This window comes from Bradyrhizobium sp. 31Argb (genome assembly GCF_043638955.1).
Lineage (GTDB): Bacteria > Pseudomonadota > Alphaproteobacteria > Rhizobiales > Xanthobacteraceae > Bradyrhizobium.
On record NZ_JBEGDB010000087.1, the window covers coordinates 13,338 to 28,636 of the forward strand.

Sequence of the window (15,299 nt, forward strand, 5' to 3'; positions counted from 1 at the left end):
CGCTTCCTCGGCGCGCTAGGTTTTGATCTCGCCTCGGTGCTGCGGCCCGCGGCCGCAGCGCTCCGGCAGCCGTTCGGAGAACCGCTCGATGGCCGTCGACTCCGTCGTCGCTGCAAGACCCTATGTGTCCGCGCCGCGGCGCGGGCCGGTCACGCGAGTTCTTGAGAACGAGCGCTGGTTCGCGTTCTTCCTGCTGCTGCCGACCGCGGTGCTGCTCGGCCTCTTCATCGCCTATCCCTTCGTCAAGGGCGTGCTGCTGGCCGTGACCGACGCCAAGGTCGGCGTGCCCGGAAACTTCGTCGGACTGCAGAACTTCGCGGTGCTGATGAACGACAGCATCTTCCGCGTCGCGGTCTGGAACACCATCCTCTACACGGCGGTGACGACCGTCTTCAAGCTGGCGCTCGGCTTGTGGCTAGCTCTGCTGCTCAACCGCCATTTCAGGGCAAAGGCCCTGACCCGCGCCTTCATCCTGTTGCCTTTCATCATCCCGACCGTGCTCTCGACCTTCGCGTGGAAGTGGATGTTCGATCCGACCTTCAGCGTCATCAACTGGACGCTCTTTCACCTCGGCATCATCCGCACCCGCATCAATTGGCTGGGCGACCCCGGACTCGCGCTGATCTCGGTGATGATCGTCAATATCTGGCGCGGCGTGCCGTTCTACGCAATCAGCCTGCTCGCCGGATTGCAGACCATCAGTCCGGAGCTGGCCGAGGCGGCCGCGATCGACGGAGCGCGGCCTTGGCAGCGCTTCCGCTACATCACCTGGCCGCTGCTGCTGCCGGTCACCATGGTCGTCGTGCTGTTCTCGGTGATCCAGACATTCGCCGATTTCCAGCTCGTCTATATCCTGACCGGCGGCGGACCGGCCAACGCCACGCAGCTCTTCGCCACCTATGCCTATCAGGTCGGCGTCGGCACGGGTCTGTTGGGTGAGGGCGCGGCGATATCGCTCGCGATGTTCCCGGTGCTGCTCGTCGTCGTCGTCGTGCAGCTCCTCTATATCCGCCGCGTGGAGACACTTTGATGATAGAGGGCGCGCGCTGGCGTCGTTGGGTCTTCTTCAATCTCCCGCTCGCGCTGTTCGTGATCGGGCTCCTCTTCCCGTTTTATTGGATGATGGTGACGACGGTGCGGCCGGACGCCGAGCTCTATCGTCCCTGGATGGCGCCGAACTACACGCCGTTCTGGACGCTCAATCCGACCCTCGACCATATCCGGTATCTCCTGGACGAGACGCTGTTCAGCAGGTGGATGCTGAACACCTTCTTCATCTCGGTGCTCGCCACCGTGATCTCGCTATTCTGCGGGCTCCTGGCCGGCTACGCGCTCTCCCGGCTCAAATTTCCGTTCGCCGGCAGCCTCGGCACCGGAATCTTCATCACCTATCTCGTGCCGCAGACGCTGTTGTTCATCCCGCTCGCCGATATCATCCGCAACTTCCGCCTCGGCGATACGCCCTGGGCGCTCGTTCTCACATACCCCACCTTCCTCATCCCCTTCTGCACCTGGCTGCTGATGGGCTACTTCAAGGCGATCCCGCGCGAGCTCGAGGAATGCGCACGCATCGACGGCGCGACGCGCTGGCAGGCGATGGTCTACATCGTCTTTCCGGTCGCCGTGCCGGGCATCCTCTCGGCCGGAATCTTCGCTTTCACGCTGTCGTGGAACGAGTTCATCTATGCCCTCGTCTTCCTGTCCTCGCCGGAGCAGAAGACGGTCTCCGTCGGCATCACCTCGGAGCTTGTCCGCGGCGACGTGTTCTACTGGGGCTCGCTGATGGCCGGCGCGCTTCTCGGTTCGGTCCCGGTGGCGCTGATCTATTCCTTCTTCGTCGAGTACTACGTCGCCGGCATCACCGGGTCCGTCAAAGGGTGAGGCAAAGGGTGAGCAATGTCTCGGGTCATCATACGGAGTTTGAACAAGAGGTTTGACGGGGTCCATGCCGTCAAGGACGTCAATCTTGAGATTCACGACAAGGAATTCGTGGTGCTTGTCGGTCCCTCGGGCTGCGGCAAGACGACGACGCTCCGCATGGTGGCAGGGCTCGAATCGATCACTTCGGGCGAGATCATGATCGGTGACCGCATCGTCAACGAGCTGCCGCCGATGGACCGCGACATTGCCATGGTGTTCCAGAACTACGCCCTTTATCCGCACATGAGCGTCTACGACAACATGGCCTTCGGCCTGAAGATGCGCGGGTTCGATCGCGCCGAGATCGCGAACCGCGTGAAGGCCGCGGCCGAAATCCTTGGCATAGAGGAGCAACTGCAACGCAAGCCGCGGCAGCTCTCCGGCGGCCAGCGGCAGCGCGTCGCCTTGGGCCGCGCCATCGTTCGACATCCGCAGGTGTTCCTGTTCGACGAGCCGCTGTCGAACCTCGACGCCAAGCTGCGCATCCAGATGCGGGTGGAGATCAAGAAGATCCACGTCCGCCTCGGCACCACCGCGATCTACGTCACCCACGATCAGGTCGAAGCGATGACGCTCGGCGATCGCGTGGTCGTCATGAAGGATGGTCTCGTTCAGCAGGTGGGCGAGCCGCTCGAGCTCTACAACGAGCCCGCCAACCGCTTCGTCGCAGGCTTCATCGGCTCCCCGGCCATGAACTTCGCGACGGTGGAAATGGCCGACGCCGAGGGCGCCCTCTGGGCCCGCCATGAGGGCATCCGCATCAAGCTGCCGACTGAGCTCGCAGGCCGGCTCCGGCCGCATGTCGGAGAGAATGTCACGCTCGGAATCCGGCCGGAGGATCTGCACGTCGCATCCGGCAGCGACATGGCGGACCTCAGCTTCGATGCCGTGGTCGAGGTCATCGAGAAGCTCGGCTCCCAGATTCTTCTGGACGTCAGGGTTGGCCCCAACACGATGGTGGCCGCAGTCGAACCGACCGTCAAAGCGAAAGTCCACGACCGCCTTCGCCTCGCGCTCAATCCCGACCGGCTGTACTTCTTCGACCGCGTGTCGCAGGCGGCAATCTGAGGTTTTTCACATTGGCGTGCTCGGGATGGGGTCGTGTTACTCAAGCGTCCCGGCCGCCGATGGTGTTGGACCAATAGCCGCGGCGGACTGCGGCTTGGAGAGGTGCTGCTTCAGCCGCGTGATTCCTTCCAGCGCCCAGTCGCGAACGTCCGTCACCTCGATCCATGCGTCGATGTAGTGCGCCGGGTCGTAGACGTGGCCGTAGCCGATCGGCGCCTCGGTTGCCATGAACATGTCCAGCATCAATTGGAAAAGAGTTACGACCGGGTACCAGCGCAATTGCGGCGACACGTCCGGGCCGCGCGGCGGCTGCATCCAGTCCGGTTCGCGATAGAGGCTGCGATAGTCGAAAAAGGTCGCCGGATCGCTTGCATATTGGAGGTAGACGATCCTCACCGGTCCCCACGGGGCATTCGGACCTGGGGGCTCGGCAGCCTCTCCGTGCTGATTCATGAACCGCACGAACGATCCATCGCGAAAGCGGGGAAGCCAGGCGGGCGACCCGGGGTTGCGATGGTCGGTGAGCCAGCGCCAGAGCCTGCTCGAATAGGGCGGCCCGCTCCAGAGCGCGCCATCGAAAGGGTCGCCCATCACTTCGATCAGGTCCGTCGACTGTTCGGAATTCGTGGCGCCAAGACTGATACCGTGGAGATAAAGCCTCGGCCGGTTTCCCCTCGGAAGCGTGGTCCAATATCCATAGATCTCCTTGAAGACGGCGCGCGCGACTTCAGCGCCATAGCCTGGGTCCACGAGCAGGTATAGCCAACTGGCAAGATAGGAGTATTGCAGAGCAACGCTCGCCACGTCACCGTCGTGCAGATATTCGACGCTGTCGATCGCCGCCGGGTCAACCCAGCCGGTGCCGGTCGGAGTTACCACAATAAGCACGGATCGTTCGAACCCGCCGACGCGCTTTAGTTCTTCCAGTGCAAGCTTGGCGCGCCGTTCCGGCGTGGCCGCCGAGCGTAGTCCGACATAGGCGCGAATGGGCTCGAGCGCTCGCCTGCCCGACAAAGTGCTTATGTCTTCGCGGGTCGGCCCCGAGGAGATGAACTCTCGCCCCGCCCGCCCGAGCTTGTCCCAGGCGAGCAGGGAAGCGTTGCTTCCGGTCTTCAAAGGGTCTGTGGGCGGCGGAGTCTCCAGTTCGATCATCGCGTCGTATTCCCGGAAGGACGCCTCTGCGACGTGCAGGACCGCGCGGAAGAGGACTCCATTGATAACCGACCAAAACAGCGCAACCGCCGCGATGACGCCGATGACGTTAGACACCCGTCCTGGCAGGAAACGATTAACGCTTGTCGCGACAAAGCGGAGCGTCAGTCGGAAGAGCCGCGCGAGCGCGATCAGGATTGCGAAAACAGTCAGCGCAATCAGGCTGACCTCGAGTGGATGCACCGTGTCGACCGGCTCGAGTTTCATCAACTCACGGATTGAATTCTGCCATTGCGCCATCTGCGAGAGGGAGATGATCGCGACGATCGCGCAACCGGTGGCGGCAGCGAGCTTGACGACGCGCAGGAAGCGGCCAGTGAGTTGCACAAGCTCCATATAGTCCCAAAGCCAAACGCCAAATACGCCGATGCCGTATCCGGCCGCAAGAGAGCATCCAGAAAGCACGCCCTGCGTCAAAAAGGTCCGCGGCAACAGCGTCGGCGTCAGAGAGGCAGCAAAAAACAGCGTTCCAATGAGAACGCCGCCGGTAGAGAATGAAGGCCACAGCCTTCTCTTTATGGCTGGGGATCGATTGGTGACCATCGTGCTGCGAGCGAAGTGTGGTCAGAAAGCGCCGTTGAACGGATTGCAACAGCATCGCAAGCATGCCGCATACTGACCCGAGTGTTTAGCCGAAGGATCGTCGGCCCGGACGGTATCCTTCGTGTGGCAAACCGCCTTTGAAGAGCATGACGCCCCCCTTGCTGGTTAATCGTCAACCTTCTGCGCGGCGCGCGTTGGCCACTACTAGCATTTTTGTGCCAGCTCGTACACAACTGGGTTGTATGACTATTCGCCAGATCCCTTGACAGGCTGGTGTTGATGGCTGCGCCGACGCCCCCGTTGGATCATTGTTGGGCGCTACGCTGCCAGAGGCTCGCCCTGGCGCCACCCGCGATCATCATCCCGCGGGCATCAGGCGAAGAGGTCGCGGAACCGACAGCAGGAGGGAACACGCGACACGATCCGTCGTATTGCAAGGTAGGCAATTGACGAGCCGGCCAGCCTGGGGACAATTGATCACGTGTGCAAACGAGTGCGGATCTCTTGAGCCGTTATGGTGATGAAACATGAAGGACATACTCGTTTTCCTTTCTCCCTCGCGCAGAGATGACCTCTCGAGCGGAGCGCATTGCGCGATCGCCCTGGCTCGCATGCATGGGGCGCATCTATCTGCATTGATTGCAGATGTGGAAACCGACCTCCGCGACTTGCCGCCTGAACCGGACATTCGGCAAGTGGAGAGGGCTGGCGCCAAGCCGGCAACGTCAAGTGAACGGGTGGCACGAACGGCGGAACTCGTTCAGTCCGCTGCGACGGACGCAAACGTATCATGTGACATTCTGCAGACCGAAAACCAGCCCGTCTCGCTTCGCGAACGAATGATCCATTGCACCCAGGTGCACGACGTCCTGATTATCGATGCGCGCGGGCCGCTCGATTCGCCCCGCAAAGAACTCGTCGAGGCAGCTCTGTTTGCGAGTGGTCGGCCAATTGTCTTCGTGCCACCAAACACCCCTGTACTCGCAAAAGGCCGGATTGTCGTTGCATGGGACGGAACACGCTCGGCGGTTCGTGCAGTGCGCGATGCTTTGCCCCTTCTCGCTCAGTCGCGTGAGGTACTCGTCGTATCGGTCATTGACGACAAGCTGTTTCCGATACCTCATTCTGGAGACGCACTCTGCCGCTATCTGGCGCGGTGGCATGTTGATGCCAAGTTCGGCACGATCCATCGTGAGACTTTGAACATTGGCGCGAGCCTTCTGGCCTGTGCGCAGCAAGCAGACGCGGATCTGCTTGTGATGGGCGCGTTCGCACATGGATTCGAGCGCGAGCTGATGCTCGGTAGCGCAACGCGAGATATCTTCAACGCGAGGATCGAGATTCCCGTACTCTTATCGCACTAGTTTGCAGCGACGGCGCCGCCTGCGCGCGCGACATCCATCCTTCATGCGGCCCTGCTGCTGGCTGCACTAGAACTTGGCAAACACATTGACGCGACCATCCTGCGTCGCGCCGTGGAAGCGGTCTTCGTAGCCAGTGACGCTGACGAAGCCGGGGACTGGAAACCACGAATTTGTCGGTGAACTGAAAGCGAGCGGGTCAAACGCTGCCCGTTCAACTCCTGGCGGGGATGTTGGATCGTGACAAACGTAACCATCCAAGTGTTGCGAAGCGCGCGATCACGGCGTCTCCTCATGCGGAAGAGCGTGCGCCCGAGGCTGGCGTGTACCGGAGTGGTATGATGATGAACATACAATGGATGGCTCTGCTCCTGGCTATGGTCGCGGGCGGGGCGCATGCGGCGACGCCGTTGGCGCTCGAGGCGCGGAACGGGATGGTTGTGAGTTCGCAACACTTCGCGTCTGAGGCAGGCCTGGAGATCCTGAAGGCCGGCGGCAACGCCATCGATGCGGCTGTCGCCGTAGGCTACGCCGAGGCGGTCGTAAATCCGTGTTGCGGCAATATTGGTGGCGGCGGGTTTATGCTGATGCATTTGGCCGATGGTCGTGACCGGTTCATCAATTTCCGCGAAACTGCGCCGGCAGCGGCGAGCGAAAAGATGTATCTCGACATCAGCGGCAATCCGATTCCTGGCGCCAGCCGGTATGGCTACAAGGCGGTTGCTCTCCCGGGCACAGTCAAGGGGCTGGATGCCGCCCTGACCGAATATGGGACGATGTCGCGCGCCGAGGTGATGGCGCCCGCGATCCGGCTTGCCCGCGATGGGTTCGTGCTGACCCGCGCCGACACCGACATCATGGATTATGCGGCAGGTCGGTTTCACAATGACCCGGCGGTCGCAGGCATCTTTCTGCGCCACGACGGAAGCAACCTCCAGCCGGGCGACAGGTTGGTGCAGACGGATCTGGCGGTGACGCTCGAAGCGATCGCCAAGGATGGGCCGGACGCCTTCTACACCGGCCGAATCCCGGCTGCGGTCGAGCCTGCGTCGAAGGCAGGCGGCGGAATCCTTACAGCCGATGATTTTGCTCATTACAAGATCACCGAGACGGAGCCGCTGCACTGTACCTATCGCGGCTACGTCTTCGCCTCGGCGCCGCCACCGAGCTCAGGCGGCACGACACTGTGCGAGATCCTGAATGTTCTCGAGGGCTACGACATGGCGGCGCTTGGTTTTCACTCGGCTGCCTCGATCCATGTCATGGCCGAGGCCATGCGTTATGCCTATCTCGACCGCAATACGTATTTGGGCGATCCCGATTTCGTTAGAAATCCCGTTGATCGGCTATTGTCCAAGCACTATGCGGCAGCCATCCGAGCCAAAATTCTGCCCGACAAGGCGACGCCTTCGGAGGCGGTGCGGCCCGGACTCGAACCGCAAGGCGATACCACGCACTACTCGGTCATCGATCACGCCGGCAACGCTGTTTCTGTCACCTACACGCTGAACGGTCTGTTCGGCGCAGCGGTGATGGCGCCGGGCACTGGTTTCGTCCTGAATGACGAGATGGATGACTTCACTATCAAGCGCGGCGTGCCGAATATGTACGGGCTGGTGCAGGACCAGGCGAATCTCATCGCGCCGAATAAGCGCCCGCTGTCATCAATGGCCCCGACGCTGATCACCCGGAACGGCAAAATCTTTGCGGCGCTCGGCAGCCCGGGCGGCCCGCGGATCATCACCATTACGCTTGAGGCGGCACTCAACATCATCGATTACGGCATGGAGCCGCGGCAGGCAGTTGATGCGCCCCGGCTCCATCTTCAAGGGCTGCCTGATGAACTCGACTACGAGCCGTATGCGATCTCACCTGACACCGCAAAGCTGCTTCGTGAGATGGGCTACAAACTGGTCGAACAGACGCCGTGGGGAGCGGCTGAGGTCATCGCGATCGGTCCTCCCGATGGCGGCGTTTCCGGTCCGCGCTCGTCCGGCAATGATGCCGCGCGGAGCGGCAGGATGCGGCCCGGCTATTTCTATGGCGCCCACGATGATCGCCGACCGGCCGGCAGTGCCGCGGGAGACTAGATCGACGTTTCGAAAGGTCGCGACCGATGAATCGTTGAGCAGGACACCAGCAGCGTGAAGGCTGCGGCCGAAATCCTTGGCATCGAGGAACAACTGCAACGCAAGCCGCGGCAGCTCTCCGGCGGCCAGCCGCAGCGCGTCGCCTTGGGCCGCGCCATCGTTCGACATCCGCAGGTGTTCCTGTTCGACGAGCCGCTATCGAATCTCGACGCCAAGCTGCTCCGGTCGTATGTGGGAGAGAACGTCACGCTCGGAATCCGCCCGGAGGATCTGCATGTCGCATCCGACAGCGACGCGGCGGGCCTCAGCTTCGATGCTGTGGTCGAGGTCATCGAGAAGCTCGGCTCCCAGATTCTCTCGGACGTCAGGGTCGGCCCCAACACGATGGTGGCCGCAGTGGAGCCGACCATCAAGGCAAAAGTCCGCGACCGGCTTCGCCTCGCGCTGAATCCCGATCGGCTGTACTTCTTTGACCGTGTATCGCAGGCGGCGATCTGACGGTTTTTCTTGCGTTAGAGCATGATCCAATCAGGTGGAATTGCAGCCGCGATGAACGCTGCGCTCCCTCTCCCGCTTGCGGGAGAGGGTCTGGAGAGGGCTCTCCGCGAAGGGACTCTTCGTGTGGAGAGAGCGCCATAGCCGAAGCGATGGTGGCCGAAATGGTCACTTGCACACGTCGCGTCTTAGGCATTAGGCGTTCGAGCGAGGTTTCGACGGCGTCAAAGCTGTTTCTCAGAGCGAGATACAGTTGAGCGGCGGCTTGCGTTAGGACCAGTTTGCCCACCTGCCGTTCGAAGTGCCGGAGGCGCTGACGTGCCTGCTTGCGTCAGGAGCCATGCACGAAATGCCGAGAGCAGGGGATTGTCGGCTTTCTCTTCCGGGCAGGCGAAATAGTACGAGCCGACGCTTCTCAACGTGAGGCTCGACAGCACCTTCAGCTTGCCGGAGGTCAACTGGTCGGAAATCAGGAATTCAGGAAGCAGGGCGACGCCAAGACCGGAGTTCGCTGCGCTGATCAAAGTGGATTGAATATCGAAGCGTGGCCCGCGGATCACATTCGTGCCGCCGAGTTCCGCAGCATCGAACCAGCGACGCCATGCGTCGGGTCGCGTGACCAGATGCAGAAGCCGCAATTCGGCAACCTCACTCGGTCGCAGTTCGGCGCGCTTGCCGATAAGCGTCGGCGATCCGACCGGCAGAAGAACTTCGTCGAACAGATAGTCTGCTTGCGTGCCGGGCCAGTCCGGTTCACCGAAGTATAGCGCGCCATCGAGCGCGGTCTCGCTGAAGAAGAAGCGCGTGTTGCGCGCACTCACGTTGACGGCAACGCCGGGATTCTGAGCATAGAAGTCCGGCAGGCGCGGAATGAGCCATTGGGTGCCGACGGTGGGCAGCACCGCGATGTCCAGAACCGTGCCGTCGGCCTCGTAGCCCATGATCTCGAGTGTATCGCGCTCGATCCGCTCGATCGTCTGCGCCACACGGGTGCTGTAGGCTGTTCCGGCACGCGTCAGGGTGATCCGCTTTTTGATCCGGTGGAAGAGTTTGACGCCGAGCTGTGTCTCCAGCTGCGCGATCTGGCGCGAGACCGCACTTCCGGTCAGCGCGAGTTCGCTGGCGGCACGCGTGACGCTGAGGTGCTTAGCAACCGCGCTGAAGGCCATCAGCGCGCCGAGGCTGGGTATTCTGCGGCGCATAGTTCATTCCAAAAACGCAAGACGTCCGCAGATTAAATTGTTTGCACGCCTAAACACAAGGCAACAAACTTGCGCGGATGACGAAAGTCAATTGAGCGGCGGCCTCTATCAACGCCGCGCCCATCAATGGCGTTGGGAATTTCAGACTGCGGCGCCAGCCAACCTGCAGGCGCTTCAACGATCAACTTCAAGGAGAATATCCGTGGCGGTCAACAAATTGCATGCCGAGTTCCACACGCTCGACATGGAGAGCGGCTGGCAGCTGCCCCAGGGCTACGATCCCAAGTCAGGCGCGCTGGAGAAGATTTTGTCCGGATCGCTGGACACCGCGAACAAGCGCGGTAGCCGGACGCGATTGCTGAAATTCCCTCCGGGCCTATTCACCAAGCAACCGATCGTTCACGACCACTGGGAAGAAGTCTTTCTGGTCTCCGGCGACCTGATCGTTGGCAATGACGTGAACGGGCAAGGCGGCACGCCGTTTGCTGGATACACCTACGCCGTCAGGCCGCCGGGCGCGTGGCACGGTCCGTTCAAATCTGAAGGCGGCTGCCTGCTTCTCGAAATGCACTACTACGATCCCGCCTGACAGCGGCAGACACATTGACTGGCGGCCTCCTTCGCGGAGGCGCCGATGAGAGCCGATGCTCGAAATTTCTGCAAGAGGTCTGGATACAATGAGTAATGCGAAGCCTCCCGTCATCATCGCTGGGGCAGGGCCGGTGGGCATGGTGGCGGCGGCAGATATGGTGCGACAGAACATCCCGGTTCTGGTGCTGGAGAAGAACGGCCAACTGAGCAGCGAGTCGCGCGCATCGACGTTCCATCCGCCCACGCTGGACATGCTCGATGATCTCGGTTTCGCCAGCACCCTGATTGCGCAGGGCCTGAAGGCGCCGACTGTTCAATACAGCTCGTTCGAAGACGGCGTGCTCGGGACGTTCGACTTCGCAGCGATTTCCGATCTGGTGCGGCACCCGTTCCGCCTGCAGGCCGAGCAGTTCAAGCTAACGCGCATCATTTTGGATGCTTTGTCCGGCAACCCGCTGTTCTCGATCGCGTTCGGCAGCGAGGTCAAATCCGTCGAGCAGACGAGCGATGCCGTCAAGGTAGTGGTCGGAGCCCAGGGGCGCGACACCATGCATGAATGCGCCTGGCTGATCGGCGCCGATGGCGCGAACAGCATCGTACGCCGCAGCCAGGACATCAAATTCGAGGGCTTCACCTGGCCCGAGCGCTTTCTGGTGATGACAACTCCGGTCGATTTCACGGTGCTTCGCCCGGGTGTGTCGTCGGTCAGCTATGTCGCCGATCCCGAGCGCTGGTACTTCCTTCTCCGCATCCTCGGAGCGTGGCGCGTGATGATGCCGGTGGCTGCGGAAATCTCCGATGCCGAGGCGCTCTCCGAAGACTACGTGACGGCGTCGATCCGGCGGATCGTTCCCGCCGAGATGGAAGCCCCCATCCTCCACACGACGTTGTATCGTGTGCATCAGCGCGTCGCCGCGAACTTCCAGAAAGGTCGCGCCTTCCTGGCTGGCGACGCCGCCCATATCAACAATCCGCTCGGCGGCATGGGCATGAATGGCGGCATTCACGACGCTTTGAACCTGACGGCGAAGTTGGGTTCGGTCATCAATGGTACGGCCAATGAGCGTGTTCTCGCCGACTACGATCTGCAGCGTCGTACGGTCACGATGCAGGCCATTCAGGGCGACACCATTCGCAACAAGAAGAATCTCGAGGTGAAAGATGAAGCCGACCGCGCGCGTTTCCGCGACGACATTCGCGCCGCGGCCGCCGATCCGGAAAAGGGACGAGCGCTCTTGCGCCGAATTGCAATGCTAGACTCGCTCGAGCGTGCAGCTTCGCTGCATGTCGCCGCGGCCCACCAGGGGTGATCAGCAATTCTCTCTTAGACGATGTCGACGGTAACCGGCTTATCGGCCGGGTAAGAACCACGTCAGTGGAAGCACCAGTGAACTTGGAGGAGTCAATGCCATGGTTCCCAAGATGTCATGCAGGATGTTCAGAATGCGAAGCAATGATCTACTGATGAAGTGGGCGACGTTTATTTTGGCGGCACTGCTATCGCCAGCATCCTTCGGGGTGCCCGGCGCGGCAGCGGCTGGATTTCCTGAAAAGATGATTACGATTGTCGTCCCGTATCCTGCCGGAAGCACCGCCGACGCGATTCCACGATTGGTGGGTCCGTTGATGTCCAAGTCGCTCGGTGTTCCCGTGATCATCGAAAATCGCGGCGGCGCAAACGGGTCGATCGGGGCGGTTCGCGTCGCTTCCTCACCAGCGGATGGCCATACGATTCTGCTTGCGACGACTGGCATGCTTACAATCAACCAATGGATCTATGAAAAGCCGACGTACAATCCTGAAAAGGATTTCACGCCGATCACCAATGGCGCTTCGACGCCGAACATCATCGTCGTCAATCCGTCGGTCAAGGCAAGCTCGCTGAAGGAATTGGTGGCGCTGGCCAAAGCTGAGCCTGGCAAGCTGACATTTGCTTCGGCCGGCAACGGGAGCACGAGCCACCTGTGTGGGGAGACGTTGAAGGTGCTCGAAGACATTGCTGCCGTTCACATACCGTACCAAGGAGCAGCTCCAGCACTCCAGGATGTTGTCGGTGGTCAAGTTTCTATGATGTGCGACAACCTATCGAATGTCGTCCAGCAGGTGCAGAGCGGAGCGCTGAGGCCAATTGTCGTGACCGCGCTTGAACGAAGCAAGCAGCTACCCGATGTGCCGACGTCCCCGGAAGCAGGATCACCTGATCTCCTCGCAGGCAACTGGTACGGCTTTGTTGCTCCATCGGCGACCCCAAAGCACGTGATCGAGAAGCTCAACAAGTCCATCGTGGAGGCCTTGCGAGATTCGACCGTCTCAGCTCGTCTGGAAGGCCTTGGTTTGACCGTGATCGCTGATGAGCCCGCCAAGTTCGGAGAAACCATCGCAAAGGATTCTGCACGGATGGAAAATATTGTAAAGCGTGCAAAAGCAAAGGTTTTCAACTGATGCTGTCGATCAGAAGGCACCGATGATCCCCGTGAGAAGCGCTTTCAGCACGAAGACGTAGGCTGCCGCTACAGCACCCAACGCCTGCAACCCGCCTCTCGCCCACAGAAACGTGTGTGTGCCCAAACCGCTATGGGGGTGCCTGAAGCGGATGGGGACGACCTTTGTGAGCGGGTGGTGAGAGCTGTCAAAGGCGGCTTGTGGTCGCACCAACAGCGAGCAGGGTTGTTTGTTCGGGTTTGTCTCGAACGGTAGCGAGATGGTGCCCCTGGCCGGAATCGAACCAGCACTCCTTGCGGAACTCGATTTTGAGTCGAGCGCGTCTACCAGTTCCGCCACAGGGGCATTCGCCCCATCAGCCCGGAGGGCTGGCGTCGCGAAGCGGGCGGAATATAGCGGGCGGGGTGGCGGGGTCAACCCGCGCGGTTTTGATCCGAAGGCGGCTCGACAGTGGCGGGTCCAAGGGATACCACCTTGGTATTGCAGGAGCTTTAGCCGTGACGCTCGCGACCGCCAATCCGCTGTCCACACGCAATACCGCCAGTCCGGCCTTCACGGCGTCGGCGGCCGTGGCCGTCATCGCGGCGGCGACGCTGGCGGGGGCCTGGTTCTTCCAGCTTGTGCTGGAGATCCTGCCCTGTCCGCTCTGCCTCGAGCAGCGTTACGCCTATTATCTCGCGGTCCCGCTCGGGGCGCTGGTGGCGTTCGTCGCCGCGAAGGGGGCGCCGCGGCCGCTACTGCTCGCGGGGCTGGCAGTTCTTGCGCTGGCCGCGCTCGTCAATGCCGGGCTTGGCGCCTACCACGCCGGCGTCGAATGGGGCTTTTGGCAGGGGCCGACTGATTGCACCGGGCCGGTCGGCAATCTCGGCAGCGCCGGCACGCTGCTGCAGCGGCTGGATACGGTGAAGGTCATCCGCTGCGACGAGGTGCAGTGGCGCTTCCTCGGCCTCTCGCTCGCCGGCTACAACGTGCTGATCTCGCTGCTGATGGCCGCCATCGCCGCCTGGGGCTTTTCGCGGACGGCACGCGCCTGAGACATCGCCCTCCGGCGTGAGAAGGCGCCCCCTATTACCTACCCACGTGGTCCCCATAGAATGACGGCTGCGCCGATCAGACATATGGAAGCGCCTGTAATGTCCCAGCGATCGGGACGTGCGTTCTCGACCGCCCAGAGCCACACAAGCGACGCGACGATATAGATGCCGCCATAGGTGGCATAGGCGCGTCCCGCCGCCTCGGTCTCGACGAGCGTCAGCAGGTAAGCGAACATGATGAGCGAGAGCAGGCCCGGAAACAGCCACCAGACAGGCTTGCCTAGACGCAACCAGCCCCAGAACGCAAAGCAACCGGCGATTTCAGCGATCGCGGCGCCAACATAGACGGCAGCAGTTCTCATAAGGGATCAGCTCTCACAACTCCCGCCGTCATTCAAGGCGGCGGGTCAAATCGCCGCTGTCCAAACGCGCAGTGCGGGCCCGGACCCGACTGCGTGATCCTCGATGATTTGTCGAAAGGGCAAGAAGAAACGGCTTGCACTTCAGAAGTCCAGTGCTCGAAGCGTAGCCCGTGTTCCTAAGCGCAATGCGGAAGTGCGAGCGCGCTGCGGCGATCGCCAACCTCTCTTCGTCATTCCGGGGCGTCCGAAGGACGAGCCCGGAATCTATTCGTCCATTTGCGCGAGCGGCGAAATGGATTCCGGGCTCATCGCTTCGCGATGCCCCGGAATGACGGAAGAAAATTCGCGAGCGATTCCAAGGTGATTTGGGTCGTCCAGCCCTCACGCGGAAAATAAACCGCTTAACCCGTCGGGCAAATCAGTGATTTAACTCCGCGCGTTTCGGCGCGAATGAGGGGTGGGTCGCGATCGTCACGAACGTTGCGGTGAGATGCGGTGGACGTGATGGGTGTGACTGACGAGCACGCGCATCACGGACGGCGAAGTCGTGTGGTCCTGGCGCCCCGACGCTGGCGCTAAGTTTTTCGCGCGAAAACGCGAGAGATGACGGTGGCAAGAAAGCCCGGTCACCGGGGAGAGCACGAAGGAAACCGTAACACCATCGCGCAGGGAAAGCCGGAATGCTTCGGTTGAACCTGTGGTCCTACCCCCGTGCTTTTCGTTGCACGGGACCCATGGGTGCAACCGGCACCCGGCTTTCCCTGCGCCCTCCGTATTCGAGGAGGGTGGAAAGTGACGCAAAGCTCGGGCGTAACGCGCCGCGAGAACGCAGATTCACATCCTCATGCTGTTTGAAATTCAAATGAGAGCCCCATCCCCGTCATTGCGAGCGCAGCGAAGCAATCCATAGCGGTGTGCCGAGTATGAACGACAGCTTGGAGGTGGAAGTCCTCTATCCAGCCTGATGACGGCGAAGGAT

Annotated in this window: 13 protein-coding genes, 1 tRNA gene and 1 pseudogene; 11 read left to right on the forward strand and 4 right to left on the reverse strand. The window is 61.4% G+C overall.

The genetic code is table 11. The features are described 5' to 3' along the window. Positions 1–88: 88 nt before the first annotated feature. Genes AAFX91_RS18515 through AAFX91_RS18525 form a run of 3 tightly spaced genes read left to right on the forward strand, consistent with a single transcriptional unit; the run spans position 89 to position 2,988 of the window. Positions 89–1,030, forward strand: a complete 942-nt coding sequence (locus tag AAFX91_RS18515; protein WP_130577473.1) for a carbohydrate ABC transporter permease — start codon at positions 89–91, stop codon at positions 1,028–1,030. After that, a complete protein-coding gene (locus AAFX91_RS18520) occupies positions 1,030–1,881 on the forward strand; it encodes a carbohydrate ABC transporter permease (protein WP_130577474.1) in 852 nt (283 codons plus the stop codon). Before AAFX91_RS18515 ends, AAFX91_RS18520 begins: the two co-directional genes overlap by 1 nt. A 15-nt stretch (positions 1,882–1,896) precedes the next feature. Beyond that, on the forward strand, positions 1,897–2,988 hold the full coding sequence (locus AAFX91_RS18525; RefSeq protein WP_394567358.1) for an ABC transporter ATP-binding protein: 1,092 nt from the start codon (positions 1,897–1,899) through the stop codon (positions 2,986–2,988). 36 nt (positions 2,989–3,024) lie between these two features. Here the strand turns inward: AAFX91_RS18525 and AAFX91_RS18530 are convergent, their stop codons facing one another. Beyond that, a complete protein-coding gene (locus tag AAFX91_RS18530) occupies positions 3,025–4,674 on the reverse strand; it encodes an alpha/beta hydrolase (protein ID WP_394567364.1) in 1,650 nt (549 codons plus the stop codon). Between AAFX91_RS18530 and AAFX91_RS18535 the strand changes: the two genes are divergently transcribed. The 4 genes and pseudogenes from AAFX91_RS18535 to AAFX91_RS18550 all read left to right on the forward strand — a co-directional run. Next, on the forward strand, positions 4,568–4,819 hold the full coding sequence (locus AAFX91_RS18535; RefSeq protein ID WP_394567365.1) for a hypothetical protein: 252 nt from the start codon (positions 4,568–4,570) through the stop codon (positions 4,817–4,819). The genes AAFX91_RS18530 and AAFX91_RS18535 overlap by 107 nt on opposite strands. 451 nt (positions 4,820–5,270) lie before the next feature. Continuing rightward, the gene (locus AAFX91_RS18540) at positions 5,271–6,107 is read left to right on the forward strand and encodes a universal stress protein (RefSeq protein ID WP_394567359.1); all 837 of its coding nucleotides are present in this window, start codon (positions 5,271–5,273) and stop codon (positions 6,105–6,107) included. 338 nt (positions 6,108–6,445) lie between these two features. Beyond that, on the forward strand, positions 6,446–8,194 hold the full coding sequence (ggt, locus tag AAFX91_RS18545; protein WP_394567360.1) for a gamma-glutamyltransferase: 1,749 nt from the start codon (positions 6,446–6,448) through the stop codon (positions 8,192–8,194). A 54-nt stretch (positions 8,195–8,248) separates the two neighbouring features. After that, positions 8,249–8,692, forward strand: a pseudogene (locus AAFX91_RS18550) (ATP-binding cassette domain-containing protein); the annotation flags it as partial. A 221-nt stretch (positions 8,693–8,913) separates the two neighbouring features. On the opposite strand, the gene AAFX91_RS18555 reads toward AAFX91_RS18550, so the two are convergent. Further along, positions 8,914–9,858 (reverse strand): LysR family transcriptional regulator, encoded by a 945-nt coding sequence (locus tag AAFX91_RS18555; protein WP_165421000.1) that lies wholly within the window; start codon positions 9,856–9,858, stop codon positions 8,914–8,916. Between the two features lie 124 nt (positions 9,859–9,982). Between AAFX91_RS18555 and AAFX91_RS18560 the strand changes: the two genes are divergently transcribed. The 3 genes from AAFX91_RS18560 to AAFX91_RS18570 all read left to right on the forward strand — a co-directional run bounded on the left by AAFX91_RS18560 (position 9,983) and on the right by AAFX91_RS18570 (position 12,924). Continuing rightward, complete coding sequence (locus tag AAFX91_RS18560) at positions 9,983–10,480, forward strand: cupin (protein WP_394567361.1); 498 nt, start codon at positions 9,983–9,985, stop codon at positions 10,478–10,480. Positions 10,481–10,568: 88 nt separating this feature from the next. Next, the gene (locus tag AAFX91_RS18565; protein ID WP_394567362.1) at positions 10,569–11,792 is read left to right on the forward strand and encodes an FAD-dependent oxidoreductase; all 1,224 of its coding nucleotides are present in this window, start codon (positions 10,569–10,571) and stop codon (positions 11,790–11,792) included. A gap of 133 nt (positions 11,793–11,925) precedes the next feature. After that, positions 11,926–12,924: a Bug family tripartite tricarboxylate transporter substrate binding protein gene (locus AAFX91_RS18570; RefSeq protein WP_394567363.1), complete on the forward strand. Its 999-nt coding sequence runs from the start codon at positions 11,926–11,928 to the stop codon at positions 12,922–12,924. Positions 12,925–13,184: 260 nt separating this feature from the next. Here the strand turns inward: AAFX91_RS18570 and AAFX91_RS18575 are convergent. After that, positions 13,185–13,269 (reverse strand) — tRNA-Leu (locus tag AAFX91_RS18575). Positions 13,270–13,421: 152 nt separating this feature from the next. Here AAFX91_RS18575 and AAFX91_RS18580 point away from each other — a divergent pair. Further along, complete coding sequence (locus tag AAFX91_RS18580; RefSeq protein WP_130583173.1) at positions 13,422–13,958, forward strand: disulfide bond formation protein B; 537 nt, start codon at positions 13,422–13,424, stop codon at positions 13,956–13,958. Between the two features lie 38 nt (positions 13,959–13,996). On the opposite strand, the gene AAFX91_RS18585 is transcribed toward AAFX91_RS18580, so the two are convergent. Next, complete coding sequence (locus AAFX91_RS18585; protein WP_130583174.1) at positions 13,997–14,320, reverse strand: YnfA family protein; 324 nt, start codon at positions 14,318–14,320, stop codon at positions 13,997–13,999. Between the last annotated feature and the right edge of the window lie 979 nt (positions 14,321–15,299).

What these genes read in the sequence shown, in the direction of transcription:
- AAFX91_RS18515 (WP_130577473.1), top strand. Translation starts at nt 89, where the DNA reads ATGGCCGTCGACTCCGTCGTCGCTGCAAGACCCTATGTGTCCGCGCCG.
- AAFX91_RS18520 (WP_130577474.1), top strand. Translation starts at nt 1,030, where the DNA reads ATGATAGAGGGCGCGCGCTGGCGTCGTTGGGTCTTCTTCAATCTCCCG.
- AAFX91_RS18525 (WP_394567358.1), top strand. Translation starts at nt 1,897, where the DNA reads ATGTCTCGGGTCATCATACGGAGTTTGAACAAGAGGTTTGACGGGGTC.
- AAFX91_RS18535 (WP_394567365.1), top strand. Translation starts at nt 4,568, where the DNA reads ATGCCGTATCCGGCCGCAAGAGAGCATCCAGAAAGCACGCCCTGCGTC.
- AAFX91_RS18540 (WP_394567359.1), top strand. Translation starts at nt 5,271, where the DNA reads ATGAAGGACATACTCGTTTTCCTTTCTCCCTCGCGCAGAGATGACCTC.
- ggt (WP_394567360.1), top strand. Translation starts at nt 6,446, where the DNA reads ATGATGAACATACAATGGATGGCTCTGCTCCTGGCTATGGTCGCGGGC.
- AAFX91_RS18555 (WP_165421000.1), bottom strand. Translation starts at nt 9,858, where the DNA reads ATGGCCTTCAGCGCGGTTGCTAAGCACCTCAGCGTCACGCGTGCCGCC.
- AAFX91_RS18565 (WP_394567362.1), top strand. Translation starts at nt 10,569, where the DNA reads ATGAGTAATGCGAAGCCTCCCGTCATCATCGCTGGGGCAGGGCCGGTG.
- AAFX91_RS18570 (WP_394567363.1), top strand. Translation starts at nt 11,926, where the DNA reads ATGCGAAGCAATGATCTACTGATGAAGTGGGCGACGTTTATTTTGGCG.
- AAFX91_RS18585 (WP_130583174.1), bottom strand. Translation starts at nt 14,320, where the DNA reads ATGAGAACTGCTGCCGTCTATGTTGGCGCCGCGATCGCTGAAATCGCC.